Raw genomic sequence first — 23,280 nt, 5'->3', positions numbered from 1 at the left:
GGCTCGGAGTGGGCTGGAGGGTGCGAGACGACGCCATGCCCCGGGCGAAGGGGCGAGCACCCAGCCGTAGCGGGGCGACCGGATGTCGGCCGGGACGATGTGCATGCAGCCGGGAAGATGGGCCTTGCCGCTGGCGTGGACGATGATCGCAGCCACCGGCCAGCCCTCCCATTCGCTGGTGGGTGCGCTGCCGCGGGGTGCGCGCGCAGCGCAGTCCGCGCAGTTGTGCATCTCATGGCGCTCGCAGTACTGCATGGTCCTCACCCTGCCAGGTTTCGAGCGTCGCTCCGCGTTCGCCGCCGATGTCGTCGTACCCGACGGTCCGAAAGGCCCGGCGCACCGGAAAGCCTCCCACCGAGCGTAAAACTCCCACCCAGGAGGCTTGTTGTGGTGCGGCTGGATGTCAGGTCGTTGACGGGCTGCTGCCGGAGCAGCCTCGGCCGGCCCGGAGACGGCCGAGGCAGCCGTGCTGACGCCGCTCCTGTGTCATAGCGGGGGGATACGGTGCAGCCACGTTCGCATCGCACGTAGGGAGGGGCTTTGGGAGCCAAAACCGGTCTGCTCGTGTACGCCGACGGCGAGGTGCCCGGCCGGCTGCGACACGTGGGAGCGGCGGACTTCGAGCAGACGTCCGCGACGATGCGGCGACTCAATCCGGGGTGCGAGATCCAGGAGAGTGAGGGTTCGGGCCTGTACGAAGGCGTGTATCCCCCGGACGGAACCACCTATGCGGCGAGTTGGCCCGGCCTGGAGATCGTCTGCGATCGACGCGTGATGATCGATTCCCCGTCACAGCTGCCCTCGCATCTTGTCGCGGCGAGTGCCGGCCGCCGGTTGGTTCTGCACGCCATGCACAGCGTGGTCGACTGGCTGGCGTTCGCTGTGTGGGAGGACGGCCGTCTCGTCCGATCCCTGAGCTTGTCACCGGACGACGGGATCATCGAAAACGTCGGAGAGCCCCTCCCCTTCGAACTCCCCTACTGGGCCGGGGACCGTCCGGCGGACGTCATTCCGTGGCCGGGCGAGGAAGAGGAGCCGTACGCGCTGCCCTTTCACCCTCTGGAGCTCGGCGAAGACGCGCTGCGCGCGCTGTGCGGCTTCGTCCAGGAGGGCATGCCGGAGCCCGACGACGTCGACGCGGCGAACATCGAACTCCATGGCTTCGTCGTACGGGACCCGAACGGCCCCGACCCCGCCGAGGAGAAAGCGGAGATGAGGAGAGCACGGGCAGCGATGGGGCCGCCGCAGTTCTACACGATGGGACCTGACGGCGTACTGATCGACGGGACGGGCTCTTAACGCGGGCCGCTCTCCGGCCGTGCGGGCCTCGCAAGGTGCACGCGCAGCTTCTGCCGAGTAGCCGGAACCGGGCCCGGAAGCACGTCGACCGCCGCAGGATTCGCTGGGCTGAGTCCCACGGTGGGCCCAGGCCGTGGAAATGCCCCCGCCCCCGCGCCGTAAGCGCAGGTCGGGGGCTTGTTGGTGTCGCGTTACTTCTTCTTGCCCTGGTTCTTCACGGCCTCGATCGCAGCCTTCGCCGCGTCCGGGTCGAGGTACGTGCCGCCCGGGTTCAGGGGGCGGAAGTCGGCGTCCAGCTCGTAGGCGAGCGGGATGCCGGTCGGGATGTTGAGGCCCGAGATGGCGTCGTCGGAGATGCCGTCCAGGTGCTTCACCAGGCCGCGGAGGCTGTTGCCGTGGGCGGCGACCAGGACGGTCTTGCCGTCGAGGAGGTCCGGGACGATGCCGTCGTACCAGTACGGCAGCATGCGCTCGACGACGTCCTTGAGGCACTCCGTGCGCGGGCGCAGCTCCGGCGGGATCGTCGCGTAGCGCGGGTCGGCGCTCTGCGAGAACTCGGTGCCGTCCTCCAGGGCGGGCGGCGGGGTGTCGTACGAGCGGCGCCAGAGCATGAACTGCTCCTCGCCGAACTCGGCGAGCGTCTGGGCCTTGTCCTTGCCCTGGAGGGCGCCGTAGTGACGCTCGTTCAGGCGCCAGGAGCGGTGCACGGGGATCCAGTGGCGGTCGGCGGCTTCCAGCCCGAGCTGGGCGGTGCGGATCGCGCGCTTCTGGAGGGAGGTGTGCACGACGTCGGGGAGCAGGCCGGCGTCCTTGAGCAGCTCACCGCCGCGGACCGCCTCCTTCTCGCCCTTGTCGGTGAGGTCTACGTCCACCCATCCGGTGAACAGGTTCTTCGCGTTCCATTCGCTCTCGCCGTGGCGGAGGAGGATCAGCTTGTACGGTGCGTCGGCCATGGGTCCGAGCGTAATCGAACCCGTGCGGCCTCCGCGCGCTCGCCCGAAGGGCGGACCGGGGGTGGGAGTGGGGCCCGACTGTTGACGGGCGGCGTCAATTGAGTGGCGGCCGGGGAATCCGCCTTCGTAAGGTTCGGGCTGTCGCAGGGCCTCTTACAGGGTCGGCGTCCTGTCCGTACGCGCACGTCCCGGGAGAAGCCCTATGTCCGTCGCCGGTCTCAAGAAGGCGGCACACGAGTCGGTCGCCGGGCTCCCCAGGGAGTTCTGGTGGCTGTGGACCAGCACGCTGGTCAATCGCCTCGGGGCGTTCGTCGCCACGTTCATGGCGCTCTATCTGACCCTGGACCGGGGTTACTCGGCCTCGTACGCCGGTCTCGTCGCCGCACTCCACGGGCTCGGCGGGGTCGTGTCGTCGCTGGGTGCCGGGGTGATGACCGACCGGCTGGGGCGCCGCCCCACCATGCTGATCGCGCAGCTCTCGACCGCCGTGTCCGTGGCCGTGCTCGGCTTCATGGTCCACCCGGTGGCGATCGCCGGTGTGGCCTTCGTCGTGGGCATGGCCAGCAACGCGTCCCGGCCGGCCGTGCAGGCGATGATGGCCGACATCGTCCGGCCCGAGGACCGGGTGCGGGCCTTCTCGCTCAACTACTGGGCCATCAACCTGGGGTTCGCCGTGTCGTCGGCCGGAGCCGGGTTCGTCGCCGAGTACAGCTATCTGGCCGGTTTCATGGGGGAGGCGGCCCTGACCCTGCTCTGCGCCGTCGTCGTCTTCCTCAAGGTGCCGGAGTCCCGGCCCGAGGCGACACCCCGGGCCGCCGGGACCCCGGCGCCGGACGACGTGCGGCTGGGTACGGTCCTGCGCGACGGGCGCTACATGGGCGTCGTCGGGCTGTCGTTCCTGGTCGCGCTGATCTTCCAGCAGGGTTACGTGGGCCTGCCGGTGGCCATGGGCACGGACGGGCTGTCCGCCTCCGACTTCGGCACGGCCATCGCCGTCAACGGTGTGCTGATCGTGGCCCTGCAGATCCCCGTCACCCGCTTCATCCAGCACCGCGACCCGCGCCGGCTGCTGATCCTCTCGTCCCTGCTCGCGGGCTACGGCTTCGGGCTGACCGCGTTCGCGGGATCGGTCGGGGCGTACGCCATGACGGTGTGCGTCTGGACCCTGGCAGAGATCGTCAACGCGCCGACGCAGACGGGCATCGTCGTGCAGCTGTCCCCGACCCACGGCAGGGGCCGCTACCAGGGCATGTACACGATGTCCTGGTCGGTGGCGGCGCTCGTCGCCCCGCTGATGTCCGGCTTCGTGATCGACCACTACGGCGCGGCCTGGCTGTGGGGCGCCTGTGCGGTCCTGGGCACGGTGACCGCGCTCGGCTACTGGCTGCTCATGCGGAACCTGGAGCTGCCGGAGCCGGTGGTCGCCTCGTCGCCGGTGCCCGAGGACCGGACGGTCGCCGAGCCCGCAGTCTGAGGAGCACGGAAGGAGTACGGGAGGGGTACGGGAGGGGTACGGGCCCGCGGTCCGAGGCGTACGAGCCCAACGCGGCTCCGCCCCGCCAGGACTCGCGGCGCCGCCCCGCCACGGACACGTGTCCGTCGCGGGGCACCGCCGCAGGATTCGGCCGGGCTCAGCCGCCGCACTGGCACGGGGCGCCGGACTGGCAGCCGCACCCGCAGCCCGAGCCGCAGCCGCAGGCTCCCAGCAACGGCAGATGCACCACTTCGGTCGGGGTCTCCTGCTGCTGGGGTTCGGTCATGGGGGAATCGGCCATGGTCCCTCCTCAGGGCGTACGACTCGACGGCGTACGGCACATGTGTGGGCACACATGCCGACGGCGGGGGGCCGCAGGCATGCCGCGCCGCCCCCGCACCCATTGCATGCCCAGCCCGGAGGGCGCATCAACGGCGCACGAGCGCGGGAACGGATGTGCGACCGCCGTGGGGGCCGCGCCCCCTACGCCCCCTCCACCGGCGTCGCCGCCTGGATCTCGTCCGCGTGCTCACCCGTGACCAGGTAGACGACGCGCTTGGCGACCGACACGGCGTGGTCGGCGAAGCGCTCGTAGTAGCGGCCGAGCAGGGTGACGTCCACGGCGGTCTCGATGCCGTGCTTCCAGCGGTCGTCCATCAGGTGCTGGAACAGCGTGCGGTGCAGCAGGTCCATCTCGTCGTCGTCCTGCTCCAGCTGGAGCGCCAGGTCGACGTCCTTCGTGATGATCACCTCGGCGGCCTTCGCCATCAGCCGCTGGGCGAGTTGCCCCATCTCCAGGATGGTGGCGTGCAGGTCGTGCGGCACCGCCGACTCGGGGAAGCGCAGCCGTGCCAGCTTGGCGACGTGCTGGGCGAGGTCGCCCGAGCGCTCCAGGTCGGCGCTCATCCGCAGCGAGGTCACCACGATCCGCAGATCGGTGGCGACCGGCTGCTGGCGGGCCAGCAGCGCGATGGCGCGGGCCTCCAGGTCGTGCTGGAGGTCGTCGACCTTCTGGTCCGCGGCGATCACGCTCTCGGCGAGCTTGAGATCGGCGTCGAGCATGGACGTCGTGGCCCGTCCGATCGCCGAGCCGACGAGCCTGGCCATCTCGACCAGGTCCTCGCCGATCGAGTCGAGTTCCTCGTGGTAGGCGTCGCGCATGGAAGTCCCTCTCCAGATCCTTGTGACCGGCCGGCAGCGGGGGCGGCGTCCCCCACCCCGGCCGGGTTTGCTGAGGCCGGGGTCTAGGGGCCGACCCCCAACGCTGCCACGGTGCGGGGCCAACGCGTCGGGATCCGGCCGCCTAAGTGAACCGGCACTATCCCCTTGGTGAACTCTGGGCGACGAGTGTTCGAGATGGCACCCGGATGGCTGGGAGAGTGTCGGCGAGCCCGCATAACCTTGAGGCATGGACGTGAACGCGGCAGTCGCCGCAGCTGCCGCGATCGCCGGGCTCTGTACCGGTGTGATCGCGATGCTGGCGTTCCGCTGGAGCGAACGCGAGCAGAAGCGGCCCACGCGTACGTCCCTGCGGCCCGACGGCAACGCCGCGCTGCCCCCGGGGGTCGACACGGTCCTCTCCGTGCTCAGCTCCTCCGCCGTCGTGCTCGACGAGAGCGACAGCGTCGTCAAGGCCAGCTCCGCCGCGTATGCGCTGGGCCTGGTCAGGGGCGGTCGTCTGGCGGTCGAGCCGATGCTCCACATGGCCAGGGACACCCGGCGTGACGGTGAGATACGACAGGTCGAGCTCGACCTCCCGCGCCGCGGTACGGGCCGGGGCGAGGCGCTCGCCGTATCGGCCCGGGTCGCCCCACTGGGCTCACGACTGGTCCTCCTGCTGGTGGAGGACCTCACGGAGGCCCGCCGCATCGAAGCGGTGCGGCGTGACTTCGTCGCCAACGTCAGCCATGAGCTCAAGACCCCGGTCGGAGCGCTCTCCCTGCTCTCCGAGGCCGTCATGGACGCCTCCGACGACCCCGAGGCGGTGCAGCGGTTCGCCGGCCGCATGGAGATCGAGGCGACCCGGCTGACCAACCTCGTGCAGGAGCTCATCGACCTCTCCCGGGTGCAGAACGACGACCCGCTCGAGGACGCCGAGCCCGTACGGGTGGAGGAGCTGGTCGCCGAGGCCGTCGACCGGTGCCGTCAGCAGGCCGGTTCGAAACAGATCACCATGGCCTCCGGCGGCACAGCGGACCTCTTCGTCTGGGGCAACCGGAGCCAGCTGGCGGCCGCCCTCGGCAATCTCGTGGAGAATGCCGTCAACTACAGCCCCGCCCGCACCCGCGTCGGCATCGCCGCCCGGAAGCTGGCCGTGCCCGGCGGGGATCTGATCGAGATAGCCGTGACCGACCAGGGCCTCGGCATCTCCGAGAAGGACCGCGAGCGTGTCTTCGAGCGGTTCTACCGCGTCGACCCGGCCCGCTCACGGGCCACCGGTGGCACCGGTCTCGGCCTCGCCATCGTCAAGCATGTGGCCGCCTCGCACGGCGGGGAGGTCACCGTATGGAGCTCGGAAGGACAGGGCTCCACGTTCACCCTGCGACTGCCCGAGTCGGGCGTCGTACGGAGTCGTACCACCGGCGGATCCCTCGTCGTCAACGGTGCTGTTGACCACGACGGGCCGTACGAGACCGATTCTTTTGACACATTTCCTGCCCCGGAGGCCCTTCCGTGACCCGAGTGCTTGTCGTCGAGGATGAGGAATCCTTCAGCGACGCCCTGTCCTACATGCTCCGCAAGGAAGGCTTCGAGGTGGCCATCGCGGCCACCGGCCCGGAGGGCCTCGACGAGTTCGAGCGCAACGGCGCCGACCTCGTGCTGCTCGACCTCATGCTCCCGGGCCTGCCCGGTACGGAGGTCTGCCGGCAGCTGCGTGTCCGGTCCAACGTTCCGGTGATCATGGTCACCGCCAAGGACAGCGAGATCGACAAGGTCGTGGGCCTGGAAATAGGAGCCGACGACTATGTGACCAAGCCCTTCTCCTCGCGGGAGCTGGTGGCCCGCATCCGCGCGGTCCTGCGCCGCCGCGGAGAGCCGGAGGAGGTCACCCCGGCGGCCCTGGAGGCCGGGCCGGTCCGGATGGACGTGGACCGCCACGTCGTCACGGTCTCCGGCGGCAAGGTCGATCTCCCGCTGAAGGAGTTCGACCTCCTGGAGATGCTCCTGCGCAACGCGGGGCGTGTGCTGACGCGCATGCAGCTGATCGACCGGGTCTGGGGCGCCGACTACGTGGGCGACACCAAGACCCTGGACGTCCACGTCAAGCGGCTCCGCGCCAAGATCGAGCCCGACCCGGGGGCGCCGCGCTACCTGGTGACGGTGCGGGGCCTGGGCTACAAGTTCGAGCCGTAAACCGTAAAACCGTAGAACGAAGGCCGCAAGCCGCAAGCCGCAGGCCATATGCCGAAGGCCGCGAGCTGTTGCCCGCGGCCTCCTGCGGCCCGTACGGGGGTGTCTCCGCCGGAGGCACCCCCACGCGCGCGATCAGTGCGTGGCGGCCTCGTCGTCCGCCGTGCCGGCCGCGTCGGTCTCCGTGCCCGAGGGGGTCCCGGACTGCCCGTCCGACGGCTCGCCCGACGCCACGGACCCGGTCTCGGATGCCGAGGGGGTGGGCGTGGGCGTGGGCTTGGCCGACGGCACGGTGCTCGGGCCGAACTTCTCGAAGAAGCTGGTCGCCGGGACGATGGCGGCGCCGAGCTCGATGTCGCCGGTCTCGCTGAGCGTGAAGGCGACGGTCTGCACGCTGCCGTCCGCGCCCGCCTGGCGGCCGTTCTCGATGACGGCCGAGGCGTTGTTCTTGCCGCCGATGATGAGCCGTCCGCCGGCCGGGACCACGACCGGGCCCTTGCCCTTGGCGGGCTTGAGCTCCACGACGGCGTTGGTGCCCGGCAGGGTCACCTTCTCCACGACCTCGCGCTTCGGGCCGTCGTTGAACAGGGTGGCGGCGATGACCGCAGGGCCCTCGGTCTCCGGGTCGGGCTGGGTGATGATGTTCAGGTTCTGGATCTTGATGGAGTCGACAGCGGTGGCTGCGTTGTCCGGCCTGACCTGAAGCGTCTGCGCGTCGTTGCCTGCACTGCACGCGGACAGCGCGGCGATCGAGAACACGAGGGCAGTGGCGGCGAAGGCGCCGTGTCGAAGGCTGCGGCTCACGGCGGCGGCAACTCCTTGAACGTTCGGACTGCGGACTTCGGACTCTGCGGACAGGAAGGCCCGAGCGGCCGTAAAGCCGCCCTAAGTGTGTGTCAGCGGGCTCAGGTTACCGAGCCGTCGTCCCGGGCCCGCACCCGACCCGCCCCTAGGGGCTCCCGACCTGTGGGCCGGTGTCCCCGGCCGTGGTCGCGGACATCTCCCGGTGGCGTCACGGCCCTCTCCCCGCCACGACCCCCGGCCACAACGATTCGCACAGCGTTCACAAAACGCCGGTGAGCAGTGCGGTTGACCGGCCGATGATCGATTTCCGGGCGGTGGCGCATTTCCCGCGCATAATCCACCCGTTCCGGGGTCGTTGATCAATTTCAATGGCCACGGACGCTAAGAGCCGTACGGGTGATCGAGGTCCGAACGGAGTACGGAAAGTTCACCATCTGGAATCCGGCAAAACGGGACGTTCGGCACCTTCTTGAGGGCTTCCGGCGCCTGTGACGCGCGTGTTTCGGCTCGGTCGTACGCCCGCTCCGACCTGCGAATATCGCCTTCCGGAAGGCTCCCGCAGCACGTTCGTGTCTCAGTTGTCAAGCCCCGAGATATGCCCTGACCTGCGAAAACGCCATTCAGGAGAAGCCGTTCTCGTGTTACTCTGGATAGCCACGGAAGGGGTACCTGTCACATGACGTTCAAGGTTGGCGACACCGTGGTCTATCCCCATCACGGGGCCGCGCTGATCGAGGCTATCGAAACTCGCCAGATCAAAGGCGTGGACAAGACCTACTTGGTGCTCAAGGTCGCCCAGGGCGACTTGACGGTTCGTGTACCGGCGGACAATGCGGAGTTCGTCGGTGTGCGCGACGTAGTCGGGCAGGAAGGGCTGGACCGGGTCTTCGAGGTGCTGCGCGCGCCGTACGCCGAAGAGCCGACGAACTGGTCCCGACGCTACAAGGCAAATCTCGAGAAGCTCGCCTCCGGCGATGTCATCAAGGTCGCCGAAGTAGTGCGCGACCTGTGGCGTCGTGAGCGCGAGCGTGGACTCTCCGCAGGTGAGAAGCGCATGCTCGCCAAGGCCCGCCAGATCCTGGTGAGCGAGCTCGCTCTCGCGGAGAACACGAACGAGGACAAGGCCGAGGCTCTGCTCGACGAGGTCCTCGCGTCCTGAAACCGGACGACAACCGGTGATCGGACGTCACCGGTCGTCGGACGACGCCGGTGACCGGATGACGGTGACCGGATGCCACCGGCGAATCCGGATCCGGTATTGAAAAATGTGCCGCGGTGCCCGCTGACCAGCCGTCTTCACGGCGAGTCGTCGGGCGCTGCGGCATGTTCGGACCCGGGAACAAGATCCGTCGAACCCGGGAACAAGATCCGTGTCGAACCCGGGAACAAGATCCGTCCGGAACGAGATCTGCCGGAACAGGATCCACCACAGGATCTGTCCGGGGATCCGTCCGTAAAGCTGCCGACGCGCCCCGTGCCGTCCCCTTCGGCAACCCCCACCGGGCCTCGCTGCGGCTCGGCCGACCGGGGGTCACGGAAGGGTCCCGGTCAAGTCGAGGCGAAGCGCCCGGCTGTCCCCCGGCCTACGGTCGGGGCACGCCCAGGCCATACCCATGTCGGCCGTGGAAACAAACCTGCCGAAGCTTCGGAGTGCAACCGATGTCACCGATGTCACCGACGCCTGCTGAACCGAGCCCGTCCCGTACCGCGGCGGTCATCCCCGCGGCGGGCCGCGGCGTCCGGCTCGGCCCCGGTACCCCGAAGGCGCTGCGCGCGCTCGGCGGTACCCCGATGCTGATCCACGCCGTACGGGCCATGGCCGCGTCCCGCGCCGTCACCCTCGTCGTCGTGGTCGCGCCGCCGGACGGCGCGCCCGAGGTCAAGAACCTCATCGACAGCCACGCGCTGCCCGAGCGCACCGACTACGTCGTCGTCCCCGGCGGCGCCACGCGCCAGGAGTCCGTGAAGCTGGGCCTCGACGCCCTGCCGGACGACGTCTCCGTCGTACTCGTCCATGACGCGGCCCGGCCCCTCGTGCCGGTCGACACGGTGGACGCCGTCATCGAAGCCGTACGGGACGGGGCCCCGGCCGTGGTCCCCGCGCTTCCCCTCGCCGACACCGTCAAGGAGGTCGAGCCGGGTGAGCCGGGCGCACCGGAGCCGGTCCTGTCGACGCCCGTACGGGCCCGGCTGCGGGCCGTGCAGACGCCGCAGGGCTTCGACCGGGGCACGCTCGTCAAGGCGCACGGGAGCGTCGCCGTCGACGGGGAGGGCGCGACCGACGACGCGGGCATGGTCGAACAGTTGGGCTCGCAGGTCGTCGTCGTAGCCGGGCACGAAGAAGCGTTCAAGGTGACCCGGCCCCTGGACCTGGTCCTGGCCGAGGCCGTTCTCGCACGCCGGAGGGCGAACGATGGATTCTGAGACCGTGACGCGTCAGCCGGCCCCCCTGATCCCGCGCGTGGGCATCGGGACCGACATCCACGCCTTCGAGGAGGGCCGCGAACTCTGGTGCGCCGGCCTGCTGTGGGAGGGGGAGGGGCCCGGTCTCGCCGGGCACTCCGACGCCGACGTCGTGGCGCACGCCGCCTGCAACGCCCTGTTCTCGGCCGCCGGACTCGGTGACCTGGGGCAGCACTTCGGCACCGGCCGCCCCGAGTGGTCGGGTGCCTCCGGTGTCACCCTGCTGACCGAGGCCGCCCGGATCGTGCGCGCCGAGGGCTTCGGGATCGGCAATGTCGCCGTGCAGGTCGTCGGTCTCCGGCCGAAGATCGGCAAGCGGCGCGACGAGGCGCAGAAGGTGCTGTCCGAGGCGGTCGGCGCGCCCGTCTCGCTCTCCGCGGCGACCTCCGACGGCCTCGGCTTCACCGGCCGGGGCGAGGGCATCGCGGGCATCGCGACCGCCCTGGTCTACCGCGCCGAAGGCTGAGCCGCGGGACCCGGCCGGTCCTTTCCGGGCGCTCCTCGGAACCCCGCCCGCCTTATTGCACATCGCTTGCACGTACGCTGGTGCGGCAAGTGATGTGCCGTACGGCCGAGAGCGAGGGTGAGCGTCAGTGGTGAGCGCGACCGCCGGGGCGACGAGGATGCCGGACGCGCCGGCCGGAGCGGACGGGTACGTCCTGCGGACCGCGACCGCGCAGGACGTCGGCGGGGCCCGTGCCGTGATGCTGGACACCGTCTATCACGACCTGTGCTCGGGCTACGTACCCCGCTGGCACGCCGACATCATCGACCTCGAGGGCGCCTACCTGCTCCCCGAGCGCTGCACCCTCCTGGTCGTCGTGCGCGGCGACGAGGTCGTGGCGACGGGTGCGGTGCGGGACCGGGGCCCTCAGGCGCCGCCCAATCCGCAGTGGGTCGCGGACCGCTTCCCCTCCGGCTCGACGGCCCAGCTGTGCCGGATCTACGTACGCCCCGAGCACCGCAGGCACGGCCTGGCCCGCAGGCTGGTGCGCGAGCTCGGCGACTTCGCCGCGCGGGCCGGTGGCTACACCTCGCTCTATCTGCACACCGATCCGGCCGTGCCGGGCGCCGAGCCGTTCTGGCGGTCGCTCGCCCAGGAGGTCTGCGACGAGCGCGCACTGCCGGACGGCGGTCAGGGCATCGTCCACTTCGAGCTGCCGGTGCCCGCTCCCCGGGGCCTCACCGCCCCACACATCAGATGATAATCGTTTCCATATAGGGTCTCCGTCATGCCTACGTCCCGAAGCCGCCGCTCCCCGCTGCGTGCCATCGCCGCCACCGCCGCACTGCTGCTCCCGCTCGCCGCGTGTTCGTCCTCGGGCGAGTCCGGCGGTTCCGGCGACCAGCGGCTCAGGGTCGTCATGGCCTTCCCGCCCGCCCAGGCCATGTCCCCGTACGGCGACGACGCGGTCACCCTCAGCCGGCTCGCCGTCGTCGAAGGCCTCACCACCCTGGACAGGAACGGCGCCGCCAAGCCGTCGCTCGCCGCGTCCTGGAAGCAGGACAACCCCACCACCTGGACGTTCACCCTCCGCGACGCCGTCTTCCAGGACGGTGCGAAGGTCTACGCCGACGCCGTCGTCCGGTCCCTCACCGCCGCGAGCAAGGCGTCCCCGCTGCCCCGGGTGCTGTCCGACACCACCCTGAAGGCGACAGCCACGGGAGCGAAGACCGTACGGATCGTCACGGACGAGGCCGACCCGCTGCTCCCGCAACGGCTCGCCAACCCGTCCCTTGCGATCCTGTCCGCCGGCGCCTACAAGAACGGCAAGGTGAACCCCGCCGGGCACGCCACCGGGCCGTTCACCCTCACCGACGTCAAGGGCGCGGTCGCCGCCACCCTCGAACGCAACGCCGACTACTGGGGCGCCAAGGCGAAGGCCCCGGGCGTCGACGTCACCTTCGCCGCGGACGGCACCGCCCGCGCCAACGCGCTGCGCACGAAGGCCGTCGACGTCGCCGAGTACGTACCGATCGCACAGGCGTCCCTGCTCGGCGACTCCTACGTCCACGAGTTCCCCTCCGCCCGGACCAACGGCCTCTCGCTCAACACGGAACGCGGAGTCTTCGCCGACCCCGCCCTGCGCGCCGCCGCCCGCGAGGCCATCGACTCCAAGGCCCTCGTCGACGGCGTGTACGAGGGCCGGGCCGACACCGCCCAGGGACTCCTCGGCCCCGGCATCCCCTGGGCCGCCGACCAGCGCACCGCACCCACCGGCCGGACCCCGGCCGCGAGCCGCGCCGAGGTCGCGAGGACGAAGGAGATCGTCCTCGCCACCTACACCAACCGGCCCGAACTCCCCGAGGTCGCCACGCTCGTCCAGCAGCAGCTGGAGAAGCGCGGATTCACCGTCAAGCAGGTCGTACGCGACTACGCCCAGATGGAGGCCGACGCGCTCGCCGGGAAGTACGACGCGTTCATCCAGGCCCGCAACACCCTGCTGGACACCGCCGACCCCGTCTCCTACCTCGCCTCCGACTTCACCTGCGACGGCAGCTTCAACATCTCCCAGCTGTGCGACAAGCAGGTCGACGCCGCAGTCACCGAGGCCGCCTCGCTGACCGGCACCGACGCCCGTCACGGCGCCGAGATGACCGCCGAGGCAGCCGTCCTCGGCGCCGACGCCCTCGTCCCGCTCGTCCACGAACGCTTCGTCCAGGGCTACGACGACGCCCGCGTCGAAGGCGTCGCACTCGACCCGATGGAACGCACCCTCATCACCGCCGACACCCACGTCGGGTGACCGCATGAAGTACCTGGCCGGACGGCTCGGCGCGCTCCTGGCCGTCGTCGCCGTCATCGGCCTGCTTCCCTGGCTGACCCGCACCGACCCCGCCCTGACCGTCCTGCACGCCCGCTACGCGGACCGTCCGCCCACACCGGCCGTGCTCGACGCGATCCGCGCCGAGACCGGACTCGACGGCGGCCCGCTGCACGTCCTCGGCGGCTGGGCGTCCGGACTGCTCCACGGCGACCTGGGGGAGTCCTGGGTCTCCGGACAGCCCGTCGGCCCCGACGTCACCTCCGCCCTCGGCGTCTCCCTCACCCTCATGGGCGCCTCGCTCGCCGTCGCCGCCCTCCTGGCGCTCGCCCTCGCCGCCCGAACGCTCCGCCGGGGCGCCCGCCGCCGACTCGTCACCACCCGGGCCGGCGTCGGCGCGGCCGTGCTCGCCGCCCTGCCCGAATTCCTCCTCGCCGCGGTCCTGGCCACCGTCATCGCCGTACAGCTGGGCTGGTTCCCCGCCCTCGGCTGGGGCGGGCCCGAGCAGCTCGTCCTGCCCGCCCTCGCCATGGGCGTCCCCGCCGGCGCGCTCCTCGGGCGGCTGCTCGACGACGCACTGCCCGCCGCGTTCGCCGAACCCTGGGCGCGCGCCGCCACCGCCCACGGCATGCCCGCACACCGGATCGCCGCCCACGCCCTGCGCCGCACCCTGCCCGCACTGCTGCCCCAGCTCGGCCTCGTCGTCGTCGGACTCACCGGCGGCGCCGTCGCCGTCGAGACGCTCTACGCCATACCCGGGCTCGGCGGTACGGCGCTGGCCGCCGCCCTCGCCCAGGACCTGCCCGTCCTCCAGGCCTGCGTACTCCTGCTGCTCCTCCTCGGCGTCGCCGCCGGACTCGCCGCCCGCCTCGCCTCCCGCGCCCTGCTCGGCCCCGCACGCACCGACGGCGCCCTCCCGCCGCTCGTCGCACCGCCCCTCCCCACCCGCCGCACCGTGACCGCAGGTGCGCTGGTCCTGGGGGCCCTCCTCGCCGCCGTCGTCCTCACGGGCCTCCTGCGCGACCCGCTGTACGCCGACACCGCCGCCCGCCTCGCGACCCCCTCCGCCGCCCATCCGCTGGGCACCGACTCCCTGGGCCGCGACATCCTCGCCCGCCTCGGCCACGGCGCGGCCGGAACCGTGCTCACCGCGATCGCCGTCGGCGCCGTCACCCTCCTCCTGGGGCTGCTCGCCGGGTTCGCCCGGGCCTGGGCCCTCACCGAGACCGCCAACGCCCTGCCCGCCGTCCTGGCCGGCCTCGTCGTCGCGGGCATCGCCGGCCCCGGCCCCTGGGGCGCCGCCGCAGCCGTCGCCGCCGTCGCCTGGGCCCCGCTCGCCGCCCACACCTCCGCGCTGTACGCCCAGGAACGCGCCGCCCCGCACCTCACCGTGGCCCACGCCCTCGGCGCCGGGCCATGGCACCGGCTGCGCCGCCACATCCTGCCGGGCGTCCTCCCGCCCGTCGTACGCCACGCCGTCCTGCGCATCCCCGCCATCGCCCTGGCCCTCGCCTCCCTCGGCTTCCTCGGCCTCGGAACCCCGGCCCCCGCACCGGAGTGGGGCCGCATGCTCTCCGAGAACATGCCCTACGCCGAACGCGCCCCCTGGGCCGTCCTCGCCCCCGCCACAGCCCTCGCCGCCCTCGGCGCACTCGCGGTGCTGACCTCGGCGGCCGTACGCAGCCGTGGGCACCGATGACGACGGCCACCGGGAGCACGCCCGCGCTGAAGCCCTACCTCCGGCTCCTGACCGCCACCCAGTTCGCCTTCAACACCGGCTTCTACGCCGTCCTGCCCTACCTCGCCACCCACCTCGGCGACGGACTCGGCATGGCGGGCTGGCTCGTCGGCCTCGTACTCGGCCTGCGCACCTTCAGCCAGCAGGGCCTCTTCGTCGTCGGAGGCGCCCTCACCGACCGCTACGGCCCCCGCCCCGTCGTCCTCACCGGCTGCGCCCTGCGCATCGCCGGATTCTGCTGGCTCGCCCAGGCCGGCACCACCGCCACCGTCATCGGCGCCGTCCTCCTCATCGGCTTCGCCGCAGCGCTCTTCTCACCCGCCGTCGAATCCGAGACCGCACGGGCCGCCGTCGCCCACGAGACCGCGACCGGGACGCCACGCGCCCAGGTGCTCGCCGTCTTCTCCGCCGCCGGCCAGGCCGGAGCATTCCTCGGCCCCCTCCTCGGCAGCCTGCTGCTGCTCCTGGGCGGCGACTTCCGCACGGCGTGCATCGCCGGGGCCGTCGTCTTCGTCGGCGTACTCGCCGGACACGCCCGCCTCATGCCCCACCGGCCCCGCCGCGCCCGCACCCCCGGCACCGGCGCCGTCCTGCCCCGCGAGGTCTTCGCCAACCGGCCCTTCCTCGTGCTCTGCCTCACCTACAGCAGCTACCTCCTCTCCTACAACCAGCTCTATCTCGCCCTGCCGGCCGAGGTGGAGCGCGCCACCGGCTCCCAGAGCGCGCTCGGCGCACTCTTCGCGCTCTCCTCCCTGCTCGTCGTCGTCGCCCAGCTACCGCTGACCCGCTGGTCCGCCCACCGCCTCGCGCCCCGCACCGCACTCGTCGCGGGGCTCGCCGTCGTCGCCACCGGATTCGCCGCGGTACCCCTCACCCCCGACGGGCCCGCCGGACTGCTCCCCGCCGCCACGCTCGTCGTCCTGCTCACGCTCGGCCAGATGCTGCTGGTCCCCGCCGCCCGCGGACTCGTACCCGACCTCGTCGACGACCACCGGCTCGGGCTCGCCACCGGAGCACTGTCCTCCGTGTCGGGCCTCGCCGTCCTCGTCGGCAGCGCCGCCACCGGAACGCTCCTCGACACCCCCGGGCCCGTCCTGTGGACGGTGCTCACCGCCGTCCCCCTGGCCGGTGCGGGACTCGCCCTGACCCTGTCCGCCGGGCGGCGCACGCCGGAGCCAGGCGCCACCGTCACCGATTAGTTGTGACACGTTTTCCACAGGGTGCGCTGGGCACTGGTGCGGGCCCACTACCCTTGAGGGGTGACTATTCGCCTGCATGACACCAACGCCCGGCAGATTCGCGACTTCGTCCCGCTCACAGCGGGTTGTGTCTCGATCTACCTCTGTGGCGCGACTGTCCAGGCCGCCCCCCACATCGGGCACATCAGGTCCGGACTGAACTTCGACATCATGCGCCGCTGGTTCGAATACCGCGGGTACGACGTGACGTTCATCCGGAATGTCACCGACATCGACGACAAGATCATCAAGAAGTCCGCGGAGCAGGGCCGCCCCTGGTGGGCCATCGGCTACGAGAACGAGCGCGCGTTCAACGCGGGCTACGACGCCCTGGGCTGCCTCCCGCCCACGTACGAACCGCGCGCCACCGGCCACATCACCGAGATGGTCGAGATGATGCGCGGCCTCATCGAGCGCGGCCACGCCTACGAGGCCGACGGCAACGTCTACTTCGACGTCCGCTCGTACGAGGGATACCTGGAGCTCTCCAACCAGGACCTGGACGACCTCCGGCAGCCCTCCGGCGACAACGAGACCGGCAAGCGGGACAAGCGCGACTTCGCCATGTGGAAGGCCACCAAGCCCGGCGAGCCCAGCTGGGAGACCCCCTGGGGCCGCGGCCGCCCCGGATGGCACCTGGAATGCTCCGCCATGGCGCACAAGTACCTCGGCAGCGCCTTCGACATCCACGGCGGCGGCATCGACCTGATCTTCCCGCACCACGAGAACGAGATCGCCCAGGCCAAGGCCTTCGGCGACGAGTTCGCGAAGTACTGGGTGCACAACGGCTGGGTCACCCTGGCCGGCGAGAAGATGTCCAAGTCCCTCGGCAACTCCGTGCTGGTCAGCGAGATGGTCAAGGCCTGGCGCCCGATCGTCCTGCGCTACTACCTCGGCACCCCGCACTACCGGTCCATGATCGAGTACAGCGAGGAGTCGCTGCGCGACGCCGAGTCCGCCTTCGCGCGGATCGAGGGCTTCGTCCAGCGCGTGGTGGAGAAGGCCGGACCGGTCGAGGCCGCCGCCGAGGTCCCGCCCGCCTTCGCCGAGGCCATGGACGACGACCTCGGTGTCCCGCAGGCACTCGCGATCGTCCACACCACCGTCCGCCAGGGCAACTCCGCCCTCGCCGCCGACGACAAGGAAGCCGCCGTCGCCCGCCTCGCCGAGGTCCGCGCGATGCTCGGCGTCCTCGGACTCGACCCGCTCGACCCCCACTGGGCCGGCGAGAGCGACCGCGGCGAAGACCTCCACGGCGTCGTCGACACCCTCGTACGCCTCGTCCTCGACCAGCGGCAGTCCGCCCGCGAACGCAAGGACTGGCCCGCCGCCGACGCCATCCGCGACCAGCTCAACCAGTCCGGCCTCGTCATCGAGGACAGCCCCAGCGGCCCCCGGTGGACACTCGGACCGCGCTGAGCGGACCTTCGCACCATGCGTGAGCAGCGCAAATGTGCCGCCCGGCCATCCGGGCGGCACACTTTCACTTGACGACGTTTTTCTGAAGCAACGAAACAGGTAGGTCATGGCCGGGAACAGCCAGCGCAGGAACCGCCGCACGTCCAACAAGAAGGGCATGCAGGTCGGCAGCGGCGGTAACCGACGCCGTGGTCTCGAAGGCAAGGGACCGACGCCGCCCGCCTCCGCCCGCAAGGGACACAAGAAGAACAGGGTGGCGAACGCCCAGGCCAAGCAGGCCGCCTCCCGCCGCCCCGCCCCGCGCCGCGGTGGCGCCAAGGGCACGTCGGAGATGGTCGTCGGCCGTAACCCGGTCTTCGAGGCACTGCGTGACGGCGTGCCCGCGACCACCCTCTACGTCCAGCAGTACATCGACAACGACGAGCGGGTCCGCGAGGCACTCCAGCTCGCCGGTGAGCGCGGCAACATCCACCTCATGGAGGCCCCGCGCCCCGAGCTCGACCGGATGACGAACGGCCTGAACCACCAGGGCCTCGTCCTCCAGGTCCCGCCGTACGAGTACGCGCACCCGGAGGACCTCACCGCCGCCGCGTACGACAACAACGAGGACCCGCTGATCGTCGCCCTCGACGGCGTCACCGACCCCCGCAACCTCGGCGCGATCGTCCGCTCCGTCTCCGCCTTCGGCGGCCACGGCGTCGTCGTCCCCGAGCGCCGCGCGGCCGGCATGACCGCCGGAGCCTGGAAGTCCTCGGCCGGCACCGCGGCCCGTACGCCCGTCTCGCGCGTCACCAACCTGACCCGCGCCCTGGAGGGCTACCAGAAGGCCGGCCTCACCGTCGTCGGCCTCGCCGCCGACGGCGAGCACACCGTCGAGGACCTGGAGGCCCTGGCGGGCCCCGTCGTCATCGTCATCGGCAGCGAGGGCAAGGGCCTCGGCCGCCTCGTCGGCGAGACCTGCGACTACCGGGTCCGGATCTCCATGCCGGGCGGCGCCGAATCCCTGAACGCCGGAGTCGCAGCGGGCATCGTGCTCTACGAGGTGGCACGCCGCAGGGCCTGACCCCCCCGGCGCCGTACGTCTCCCGGCACCGGGAACGCACGGGTCCCTCGCGGCCTGGCGGCCCTCGAACCGTCAGGCCGGCCGCGCCCCTTCCCCTGCGCTCAACGTCCCCATGAGCTGCGGCGGTTGACGTACGACAGACGTACGGGAGCGCCCGTACGCCACAGGTTGTCCGGATCTTGACGGGTCTCGGACACTTCGGACCCGTCAAGGCAGTGTCCTAATCACACGTCACTCGGTTAGATGAGTGTGGACACCAGAACGCCTCGGTTCGACGACCAACCCGCCCTGAGCATGACGAAGGTGGCCAGCGACCCCGCCCAGGTCATCGTCAACCACGCCAGCTTCCGGGTGCAGCTCGCCCCGGGCCAACGCACCCGGCTGCGCCACGCGGGCCCCGCCGGACCGGCCAGGATCCCCGCCATGAGCGGCGCAGGCAGCCGCAGGCGGACTCCCGTCGTCTGGAGCGGCAGGTCCGAGCCGGGCGACCCCGGAGCGACCGGGCTCCTCCAGGCCGTACGGAACTCCACCGCCGGCCACCTCGACGCCCACCCGGGCGGCGGCTTCGGCACGGGCTACGACGACATGGGCGCCGGCACACAGGTCATCCCGCGCCTCGACGACACCCAGCCCAACCCCGTACTCCGGGCGCCCCATCAGGCCGCAGGCGGCCGCACCGGCCCCCTGCTGCCCCCGATGCGGCAGGCCGTCGGCGCCTACGACCCCGTCGACACCCCGCCCCCCTACCCGTACGACTTCACCCACGACGACGACCCCGACGCCGAGCGCACCACCTCCGCCGGGGAACGACGCCACGCCAACGACACCGTCCGGCACGCCTACTACCCCGGCCGCCGGATGAACCTCGGCGTCGTACTCCTCCCGCTGCGCGTCATCCTCGGCTTCCTCGCCATCTACGCCGGCATGGGCAAGCTCTGCGACCCCGCCTACTTCGACGACGGCGACCGCGGCTCCATGGTCAGGTGGCTGACCTCGCTGCACCCCTGGTCCGCCGCCGAACCCCTGCGCGACTTCGGACTCGCCCACCCCGTCGCCACCGGCCTCTCCGTCGCCTTCCTCCAGGTCGTCGTCGGCGTCCTCACCGTCCTCGGCCTCTGGCAGCGGATCGCAGCGGCCTTCGGCGCCCTGCTCTCCGCCGCCGTCCTCGTGGCGGTCAGCTGGCGCACCGCCGCCACCTACGACACCACCGACATCATCCTGCTCGCCGCCTGGAGCCCGCTCGTCATCGCCGGCGCACCCGTCTACTCCGTCGACGGACGCCTCGCGGGGGAGGCCTGGCGCACCCTCGGCCCGCGCTCCGACATCTGGGACCTCCGCCGCCGCGTCCTGCGCCGCGGCACCGTGGTCGCCACGGTCGTCGTCGGCCTGACCCTCCTGGTCGGCTCCATGCTCGGCGGCGCGGTCCGCTCCACCGAGGTCGTCACCGTGCCCGGCCCCGACAGCTACCCGTCCAACCAGCTGCCCGGCTCCCCGCTCCCCGAGGAGACCAAGGGCAAGAAGCGCAAGCCCTCCAGCACCCCGGACAACCGCACCCCCGAGACGACACCCTCCAGCACCCCCGGCACCCCGTCGGCCGAGGAGTCCACCCCGGGCTCCGGCACCGGGCGCGACTCCGGCCCCACGGCCGGCGCGAGCACCGGCGCGCCCAGCCAGACCCAGGGCACCGGCCAGGCACCCCCGGAGGCACCGACCCCGCAGGAGCCCCCGGCCGGCGACCCTGGCCCCAGCTCGTCCGGTTCCGACGGCTCCGGAGGCGGCACGACCGGCGGCTCGGACGGCGGCGGCTCCGACGGCGGATCCGACGGCGGCTCGTCCGGCGGCGCAGGACAGAACCCCATCGGCGGCCTGCTCGGCTGAGACCGCACGACACACCGCGAGGGCGGTCACCGGAGCTCCGGTGACCGCCCTCGTCGACGTACGGAGGCGGGTCAGCCGCCCGCCTGGGCGCCCAGCTCCTTCGCCGCCTCCGTGAGGTCCTTCGCGGTGTCGATCGCCCGCCAGTAAGCCCCGTGCGGCAGCGGGAAACCGGCCAGCCGGCGCTCACGGGCCAGCCGGGGGAACGTCGTCCGCTCATGGTCGCCACGGTCCGGCAGCATCGCGGTGAACGCGGGCGCGAAGACGTACACACCCGCGTTGATCAGATACGGCGACGGCGGCGACTCGATGAAGTCGGTGATGTGCCCGAACGCGTCCGTCTCCACGGCCCCCCACGGAATCCGCGGACGGGCCAGCGCGAGCGTCGCGGTGGCATCCCGCTCCGCGTGGAACGCCGCCATCTCCCGTAGCGAGAAGCGCGTCCAGATGTCCCCGTTCGTCGCGTACCAGGGCTCCGACGGCTCGGGCAGCCGCGCCGCGGCATGCCTGAGACCGCCGCCCCGGCCCAAGGGCTCGGTCTCGACGACGGTCGTGACACGCAACGGAAGATCGGCCGAGTCCAGCCACTCCTGCAGCACATCGGCGAGATGGCCGCACGAGATCACGGCGTCGGTGACGCCCTCGGCGGCCAGCCAGGACAGCTGATGGCCGATGATCGGGGTCCCGGTCCCCGGGATCTCGACCATCGGCTTGGGGCGGTCATCGGTGTACGGGCGCAGCCGCGAGCCCTGACCACCCGCCAGGATCACGGCCTGCGTCGGAAACGTATGCATGCCAGGCACGATATGCCGTGCCCGGACACGCCCCGCTCAGCTGAACTGCGCGACGCCCGAGGCGAACGAGGTGTCGCAGACCGGACGGGAGAAACGGTGGGCGCGCGTCGGACCGTACTGGTCCACGGCGGCCTTGCCCAGCGCCTTGGCGATCGACATGCAGTGCTTCGCCAGGGACGGACGCCCCTCGACGGTGCGCTGGAGGCTCGTCAGCGCGACACCCGGGTCCTTCTCACGGAGCTCCAGCAGGAGCTTGTCCCGCAGAACGTCCTGAGGTGCCGGAGCCTTCGCCTGCTTGGACACGGTCTCCGAGGCGGCGGTCAGCAACTGGGTCTCGGTGTCCTGCCCCGACCACTGCACACGGGTGACCGCGAGGGTCCCGGACAGAACCATGACGACGGGCAGTACGAAAGCTAGGGTTCGGCCGATTCGGCGCGCGGTATGGGTCACGCAGGCGAGCGTAGCGGGCAGTGATGACTTGGCGACATTTCGTCACCCCTGCGGGGGATGGTTCGAGTGACCCTTTCGAATCGGGTGTTGACGCCCCGGGGCGAACTGACCGGTGTGCCGGGGTATTCGGAGCCCATCGGATCCGAAACCCGATTCCGCCCGCGAGACGCGAACGGCCCCGCGTCCTCGGAAGGACACGGGGCCGTGGCGGCTGAAGCGTGAAGCGCAGGCAGCCGGACGGATCAGGCGGCCGGACGGATCAGGCGGTCAGGCGCTCACCGGTCGACGTGGCGAAGACGTGCAGCTCGTCCGGGCGCGGGACGACGTGCAGCTCGGTGCCCTTCTCCGGAACGGCACGGCCGCCGACGCGGACGACCAGGTCCTTGTGCTCGCCACCGACCTGCGCGGCACCGTAGACGAAACCGTCGGCGCCGAGCTCCTCGACCACGTTGACGGAGACGGCCAGACCGGCCGGGGCGTCGGAGGAGGCCTTGGAGAGGCCGGTCGCTGCGGCGCCGCCGTGCTCGACGATGTCGAAGTGCTCGGGGCGGATGCCGACCGTGACGGTGGTGTCACCACGGTTGGCGGCGGCGGTGAGCGCCTCACGGGAGACCGGGACGACGCTGTTGCCGAACTTCACGCCACCGTCGGTGATCGGGACCTCGACGAGGTTCATCGCGGGGGAGCCGATGAAGCCGGCGACGAAGAGGTTCGCCGGGCGGTCGTACATGTTGCGCGGCGAGTCGACCTGCTGGAGCAGACCGTCCTTGAGGACCGCGACACGGTCACCCATGGTGAGGGCCTCGACCTGGTCGTGGGTGACGTACACGGTGGTGATGCCGAGGCGGCGCTGCAGGGAGGCGATCTGCGTACGCGTCGAGACACGGAGCTTGGCGTCGAGGTTCGACAGCGGCTCGTCCATGAGGAAGACCTGCGGCTCACGCACGATCGCGCGGCCCATCGCCACACGCTGACGCTGACCACCGGAGAGCGCCTTCGGCTTGCGGTCCAGGTAGTCGGTGAGGTCCAGCATCTTGGCGGCCTCTTCGACCTTCGCCCGGATCTCGGTCTTGTTCACACCGGCGATCTTGAGGGCGAAGCCCATGTTGTCCGCGACGGACATGTGCGGGTAGAGCGCGTAGTTCTGGAACACCATGGCGATGTCCCGGTCCTTCGGGGGCAGGTGCGTGACGTCGCGGTCACCGATGCGGATCGCACCGCCGTTGACGTCCTCGAGACCCGCGAGCATGCGCAGGGAGGTCGACTTGCCACAACCGGAAGGACCGACGAGGACGAGGAACTCGCCGTCCTCGATGTCGATCTCGAGCTGGTCCACAGCCGGCTTCGTGGAGCCGGGGTAGACGCGGGACGCCTTGTCGAACGTGACACTGGCCATAGCGATGCTTCTCCTCCACCGGCAGGAACGTGCCGGACGATCCGAGTAAGGGAGTGGTGTGGTCCACTGGAGTGAACCTGAGGTGACGCTACCTGGCGTTTTCGAATATGTCAGTAGTCCGAAGGTCACGAAAAATTCGTCGGCAGAGCAGCACACTTTTGACCGTGTGCAGCCCCTGGGCAGAGCACCAGCTTTTTG

At 71.2% G+C, this 23,280-nt stretch carries 21 protein-coding genes; 14 read left to right on the top strand and 7 right to left on the bottom strand.

The window, feature by feature from the left end:
- The first annotated feature begins 540 nt into the window (after positions 1–540).
- Positions 541–1,299, top strand: coding sequence for a DUF6928 family protein (locus ACIRD8_RS09740; RefSeq protein ID WP_403988461.1), 759 nt, complete (start codon positions 541–543; stop codon positions 1,297–1,299).
- Between the two features lie 191 nt (positions 1,300–1,490).
- Here ACIRD8_RS09740 and ACIRD8_RS09735 read toward each other — a convergent pair whose 3' ends face one another.
- Positions 1,491–2,252 carry a phosphoglyceromutase gene (locus tag ACIRD8_RS09735; protein WP_403988460.1) on the bottom strand — a complete coding sequence of 254 codons (762 nt, stop codon included), beginning with the start codon at positions 2,250–2,252 and terminating at the stop codon, positions 1,491–1,493.
- Positions 2,253–2,454: 202 nt separating this feature from the next.
- On the opposite strand from ACIRD8_RS09735, the gene ACIRD8_RS09730 reads away from it, so the two are divergent.
- A complete protein-coding gene (locus ACIRD8_RS09730) occupies positions 2,455–3,726 on the top strand; it encodes an MDR family MFS transporter (protein ID WP_403988458.1) in 1,272 nt (423 codons plus the stop codon).
- Between the two features lie 157 nt (positions 3,727–3,883).
- Here the strand turns inward: ACIRD8_RS09730 and ACIRD8_RS09725 are convergent, their stop codons facing one another.
- Together ACIRD8_RS09725 and phoU are read right to left on the bottom strand one after the other, a co-directional pair.
- Positions 3,884–4,027 (bottom strand): hypothetical protein, encoded by a 144-nt coding sequence (locus ACIRD8_RS09725; protein WP_356707990.1) that lies wholly within the window; start codon positions 4,025–4,027, stop codon positions 3,884–3,886.
- A gap of 182 nt (positions 4,028–4,209) precedes the next feature.
- Positions 4,210–4,887, bottom strand: a complete 678-nt coding sequence (gene phoU / locus ACIRD8_RS09720; protein ID WP_099174137.1) for a phosphate signaling complex protein PhoU — start codon at positions 4,885–4,887, stop codon at positions 4,210–4,212.
- A 247-nt stretch (positions 4,888–5,134) separates the two neighbouring features.
- Here phoU and ACIRD8_RS09715 point away from each other — a divergent pair, with 247 nt between their 5' ends.
- Positions 5,135–6,403: a sensor histidine kinase gene (locus tag ACIRD8_RS09715; protein WP_403988455.1), complete on the top strand. Its 1,269-nt coding sequence runs from the start codon at positions 5,135–5,137 to the stop codon at positions 6,401–6,403.
- Positions 6,400–7,080 carry a response regulator transcription factor gene (locus ACIRD8_RS09710; RefSeq protein ID WP_099174135.1) on the top strand — a complete coding sequence of 227 codons (681 nt, stop codon included), beginning with the start codon at positions 6,400–6,402 and terminating at the stop codon, positions 7,078–7,080. The genes ACIRD8_RS09715 and ACIRD8_RS09710 overlap by 4 nt, the downstream gene beginning before the upstream one ends.
- Positions 7,081–7,212: 132 nt before the next feature.
- On the opposite strand, the gene ACIRD8_RS09705 is transcribed toward ACIRD8_RS09710, so the two are convergent.
- Positions 7,213–7,881 (bottom strand): DUF461 domain-containing protein, encoded by a 669-nt coding sequence (locus ACIRD8_RS09705; RefSeq protein WP_403988454.1) that lies wholly within the window; start codon positions 7,879–7,881, stop codon positions 7,213–7,215.
- A gap of 676 nt (positions 7,882–8,557) precedes the next feature.
- Here ACIRD8_RS09705 and ACIRD8_RS09700 point away from each other — a divergent pair.
- The 10 genes from ACIRD8_RS09700 to ACIRD8_RS09655 all read left to right on the top strand — a co-directional run bounded on the left by ACIRD8_RS09700 (position 8,558) and on the right by ACIRD8_RS09655 (position 20,445).
- On the top strand, positions 8,558–9,040 hold the full coding sequence (locus ACIRD8_RS09700) for a CarD family transcriptional regulator (protein WP_006380568.1): 483 nt from the start codon (positions 8,558–8,560) through the stop codon (positions 9,038–9,040).
- Positions 9,041–9,540: 500 nt separating this feature from the next.
- On the top strand, positions 9,541–10,305 hold the full coding sequence (gene ispD / locus ACIRD8_RS09695) for a 2-C-methyl-D-erythritol 4-phosphate cytidylyltransferase (protein ID WP_403988452.1): 765 nt from the start codon (positions 9,541–9,543) through the stop codon (positions 10,303–10,305).
- Positions 10,295–10,810, top strand: coding sequence for a 2-C-methyl-D-erythritol 2,4-cyclodiphosphate synthase (gene ispF / locus ACIRD8_RS09690; protein ID WP_099174131.1), 516 nt, complete (start codon positions 10,295–10,297; stop codon positions 10,808–10,810). The genes ispD and ispF overlap by 11 nt, the downstream gene beginning before the upstream one ends.
- Positions 10,811–10,967: 157 nt before the next feature.
- Positions 10,968–11,549 (top strand): GNAT family N-acetyltransferase, encoded by a 582-nt coding sequence (locus tag ACIRD8_RS09685; protein WP_403988715.1) that lies wholly within the window; start codon positions 10,968–10,970, stop codon positions 11,547–11,549.
- 27 nt (positions 11,550–11,576) lie between these two features.
- The gene (locus tag ACIRD8_RS09680) at positions 11,577–13,091 is read left to right on the top strand and encodes an ABC transporter substrate-binding protein (RefSeq protein ID WP_403988450.1); all 1,515 of its coding nucleotides are present in this window, start codon (positions 11,577–11,579) and stop codon (positions 13,089–13,091) included.
- 4 nt (positions 13,092–13,095) lie between these two features.
- Positions 13,096–14,808 carry an ABC transporter permease subunit gene (locus ACIRD8_RS09675; protein WP_403988448.1) on the top strand — a complete coding sequence of 571 codons (1,713 nt, stop codon included), beginning with the start codon at positions 13,096–13,098 and terminating at the stop codon, positions 14,806–14,808.
- On the top strand, positions 14,805–16,046 hold the full coding sequence (locus ACIRD8_RS09670; protein WP_403988446.1) for an MFS transporter: 1,242 nt from the start codon (positions 14,805–14,807) through the stop codon (positions 16,044–16,046). Before ACIRD8_RS09675 ends, ACIRD8_RS09670 begins: the two co-directional genes overlap by 4 nt.
- Positions 16,047–16,106: 60 nt before the next feature.
- On the top strand, positions 16,107–17,504 hold the full coding sequence (gene cysS, locus ACIRD8_RS09665) for a cysteine--tRNA ligase (RefSeq protein ID WP_403988444.1): 1,398 nt from the start codon (positions 16,107–16,109) through the stop codon (positions 17,502–17,504).
- Positions 17,505–17,610: 106 nt separating this feature from the next.
- The gene (gene rlmB, locus ACIRD8_RS09660) at positions 17,611–18,567 is read left to right on the top strand and encodes a 23S rRNA (guanosine(2251)-2'-O)-methyltransferase RlmB (protein ID WP_403988442.1); all 957 of its coding nucleotides are present in this window, start codon (positions 17,611–17,613) and stop codon (positions 18,565–18,567) included.
- A 243-nt stretch (positions 18,568–18,810) separates the two neighbouring features.
- Positions 18,811–20,445 (top strand): DoxX family membrane protein, encoded by a 1,635-nt coding sequence (locus tag ACIRD8_RS09655; RefSeq protein WP_403988440.1) that lies wholly within the window; start codon positions 18,811–18,813, stop codon positions 20,443–20,445.
- A gap of 71 nt (positions 20,446–20,516) precedes the next feature.
- On the opposite strand, the gene ACIRD8_RS09650 is transcribed toward ACIRD8_RS09655, so the two are convergent.
- The 3 genes from ACIRD8_RS09650 to ACIRD8_RS09640 form a co-directional block, all read right to left on the bottom strand.
- Entirely contained in the window at positions 20,517–21,236 is a 720-nt protein-coding gene (locus ACIRD8_RS09650) for an NDP-sugar synthase (RefSeq protein WP_403988438.1), read from the bottom strand.
- 36 nt (positions 21,237–21,272) lie between these two features.
- A complete protein-coding gene (locus tag ACIRD8_RS09645) occupies positions 21,273–21,686 on the bottom strand; it encodes a hypothetical protein (protein WP_403988436.1) in 414 nt (137 codons plus the stop codon).
- Positions 21,687–21,945: 259 nt separating this feature from the next.
- On the bottom strand, positions 21,946–23,082 hold the full coding sequence (locus tag ACIRD8_RS09640) for an ABC transporter ATP-binding protein (RefSeq protein WP_073743645.1): 1,137 nt from the start codon (positions 23,080–23,082) through the stop codon (positions 21,946–21,948).
- Positions 23,083–23,280 lie beyond the last annotated feature (198 nt).

This window comes from Streptomyces sp. NPDC102451, assembly GCF_044765485.1.
Classification (GTDB): domain Bacteria; phylum Actinomycetota; class Actinomycetes; order Streptomycetales; family Streptomycetaceae; genus Streptomyces.
Note: the sequence above shows the minus strand (reverse complement) of the source record. Positions and strands in the feature narration are given on the sequence as shown.

Bases quoted from the DNA above. Each gene is read 5' to 3' on its own strand.
- ACIRD8_RS09640 (WP_073743645.1), bottom strand. From the start codon at position 23,082: ATGGCCAGTGTCACGTTCGACAAGGCGTCCCGCGTCTACCCCGGCTCC.
- ACIRD8_RS09650 (WP_403988438.1), bottom strand. From the start codon at position 21,236: ATGCATACGTTTCCGACGCAGGCCGTGATCCTGGCGGGTGGTCAGGGC.
- ACIRD8_RS09655 (WP_403988440.1), top strand. From the start codon at position 18,811: ATGAGTGTGGACACCAGAACGCCTCGGTTCGACGACCAACCCGCCCTG.
- ACIRD8_RS09700 (WP_006380568.1), top strand. From the start codon at position 8,558: ATGACGTTCAAGGTTGGCGACACCGTGGTCTATCCCCATCACGGGGCC.
- ACIRD8_RS09680 (WP_403988450.1), top strand. From the start codon at position 11,577: ATGCCTACGTCCCGAAGCCGCCGCTCCCCGCTGCGTGCCATCGCCGCC.
- rlmB (WP_403988442.1), top strand. From the start codon at position 17,611: ATGGCCGGGAACAGCCAGCGCAGGAACCGCCGCACGTCCAACAAGAAG.
- ACIRD8_RS09730 (WP_403988458.1), top strand. From the start codon at position 2,455: ATGTCCGTCGCCGGTCTCAAGAAGGCGGCACACGAGTCGGTCGCCGGG.
- ispD (WP_403988452.1), top strand. From the start codon at position 9,541: ATGTCACCGATGTCACCGACGCCTGCTGAACCGAGCCCGTCCCGTACC.
- ACIRD8_RS09725 (WP_356707990.1), bottom strand. From the start codon at position 4,027: ATGGCCGATTCCCCCATGACCGAACCCCAGCAGCAGGAGACCCCGACC.
- ACIRD8_RS09670 (WP_403988446.1), top strand. From the start codon at position 14,805: ATGACGACGGCCACCGGGAGCACGCCCGCGCTGAAGCCCTACCTCCGG.
- ACIRD8_RS09685 (WP_403988715.1), top strand. From the start codon at position 10,968: ATGCCGGACGCGCCGGCCGGAGCGGACGGGTACGTCCTGCGGACCGCG.
- ACIRD8_RS09675 (WP_403988448.1), top strand. From the start codon at position 13,096: ATGAAGTACCTGGCCGGACGGCTCGGCGCGCTCCTGGCCGTCGTCGCC.
- ACIRD8_RS09735 (WP_403988460.1), bottom strand. From the start codon at position 2,252: ATGGCCGACGCACCGTACAAGCTGATCCTCCTCCGCCACGGCGAGAGC.
- ispF (WP_099174131.1), top strand. From the start codon at position 10,295: ATGGATTCTGAGACCGTGACGCGTCAGCCGGCCCCCCTGATCCCGCGC.
- ACIRD8_RS09715 (WP_403988455.1), top strand. From the start codon at position 5,135: ATGGACGTGAACGCGGCAGTCGCCGCAGCTGCCGCGATCGCCGGGCTC.
- phoU (WP_099174137.1), bottom strand. From the start codon at position 4,887: ATGCGCGACGCCTACCACGAGGAACTCGACTCGATCGGCGAGGACCTG.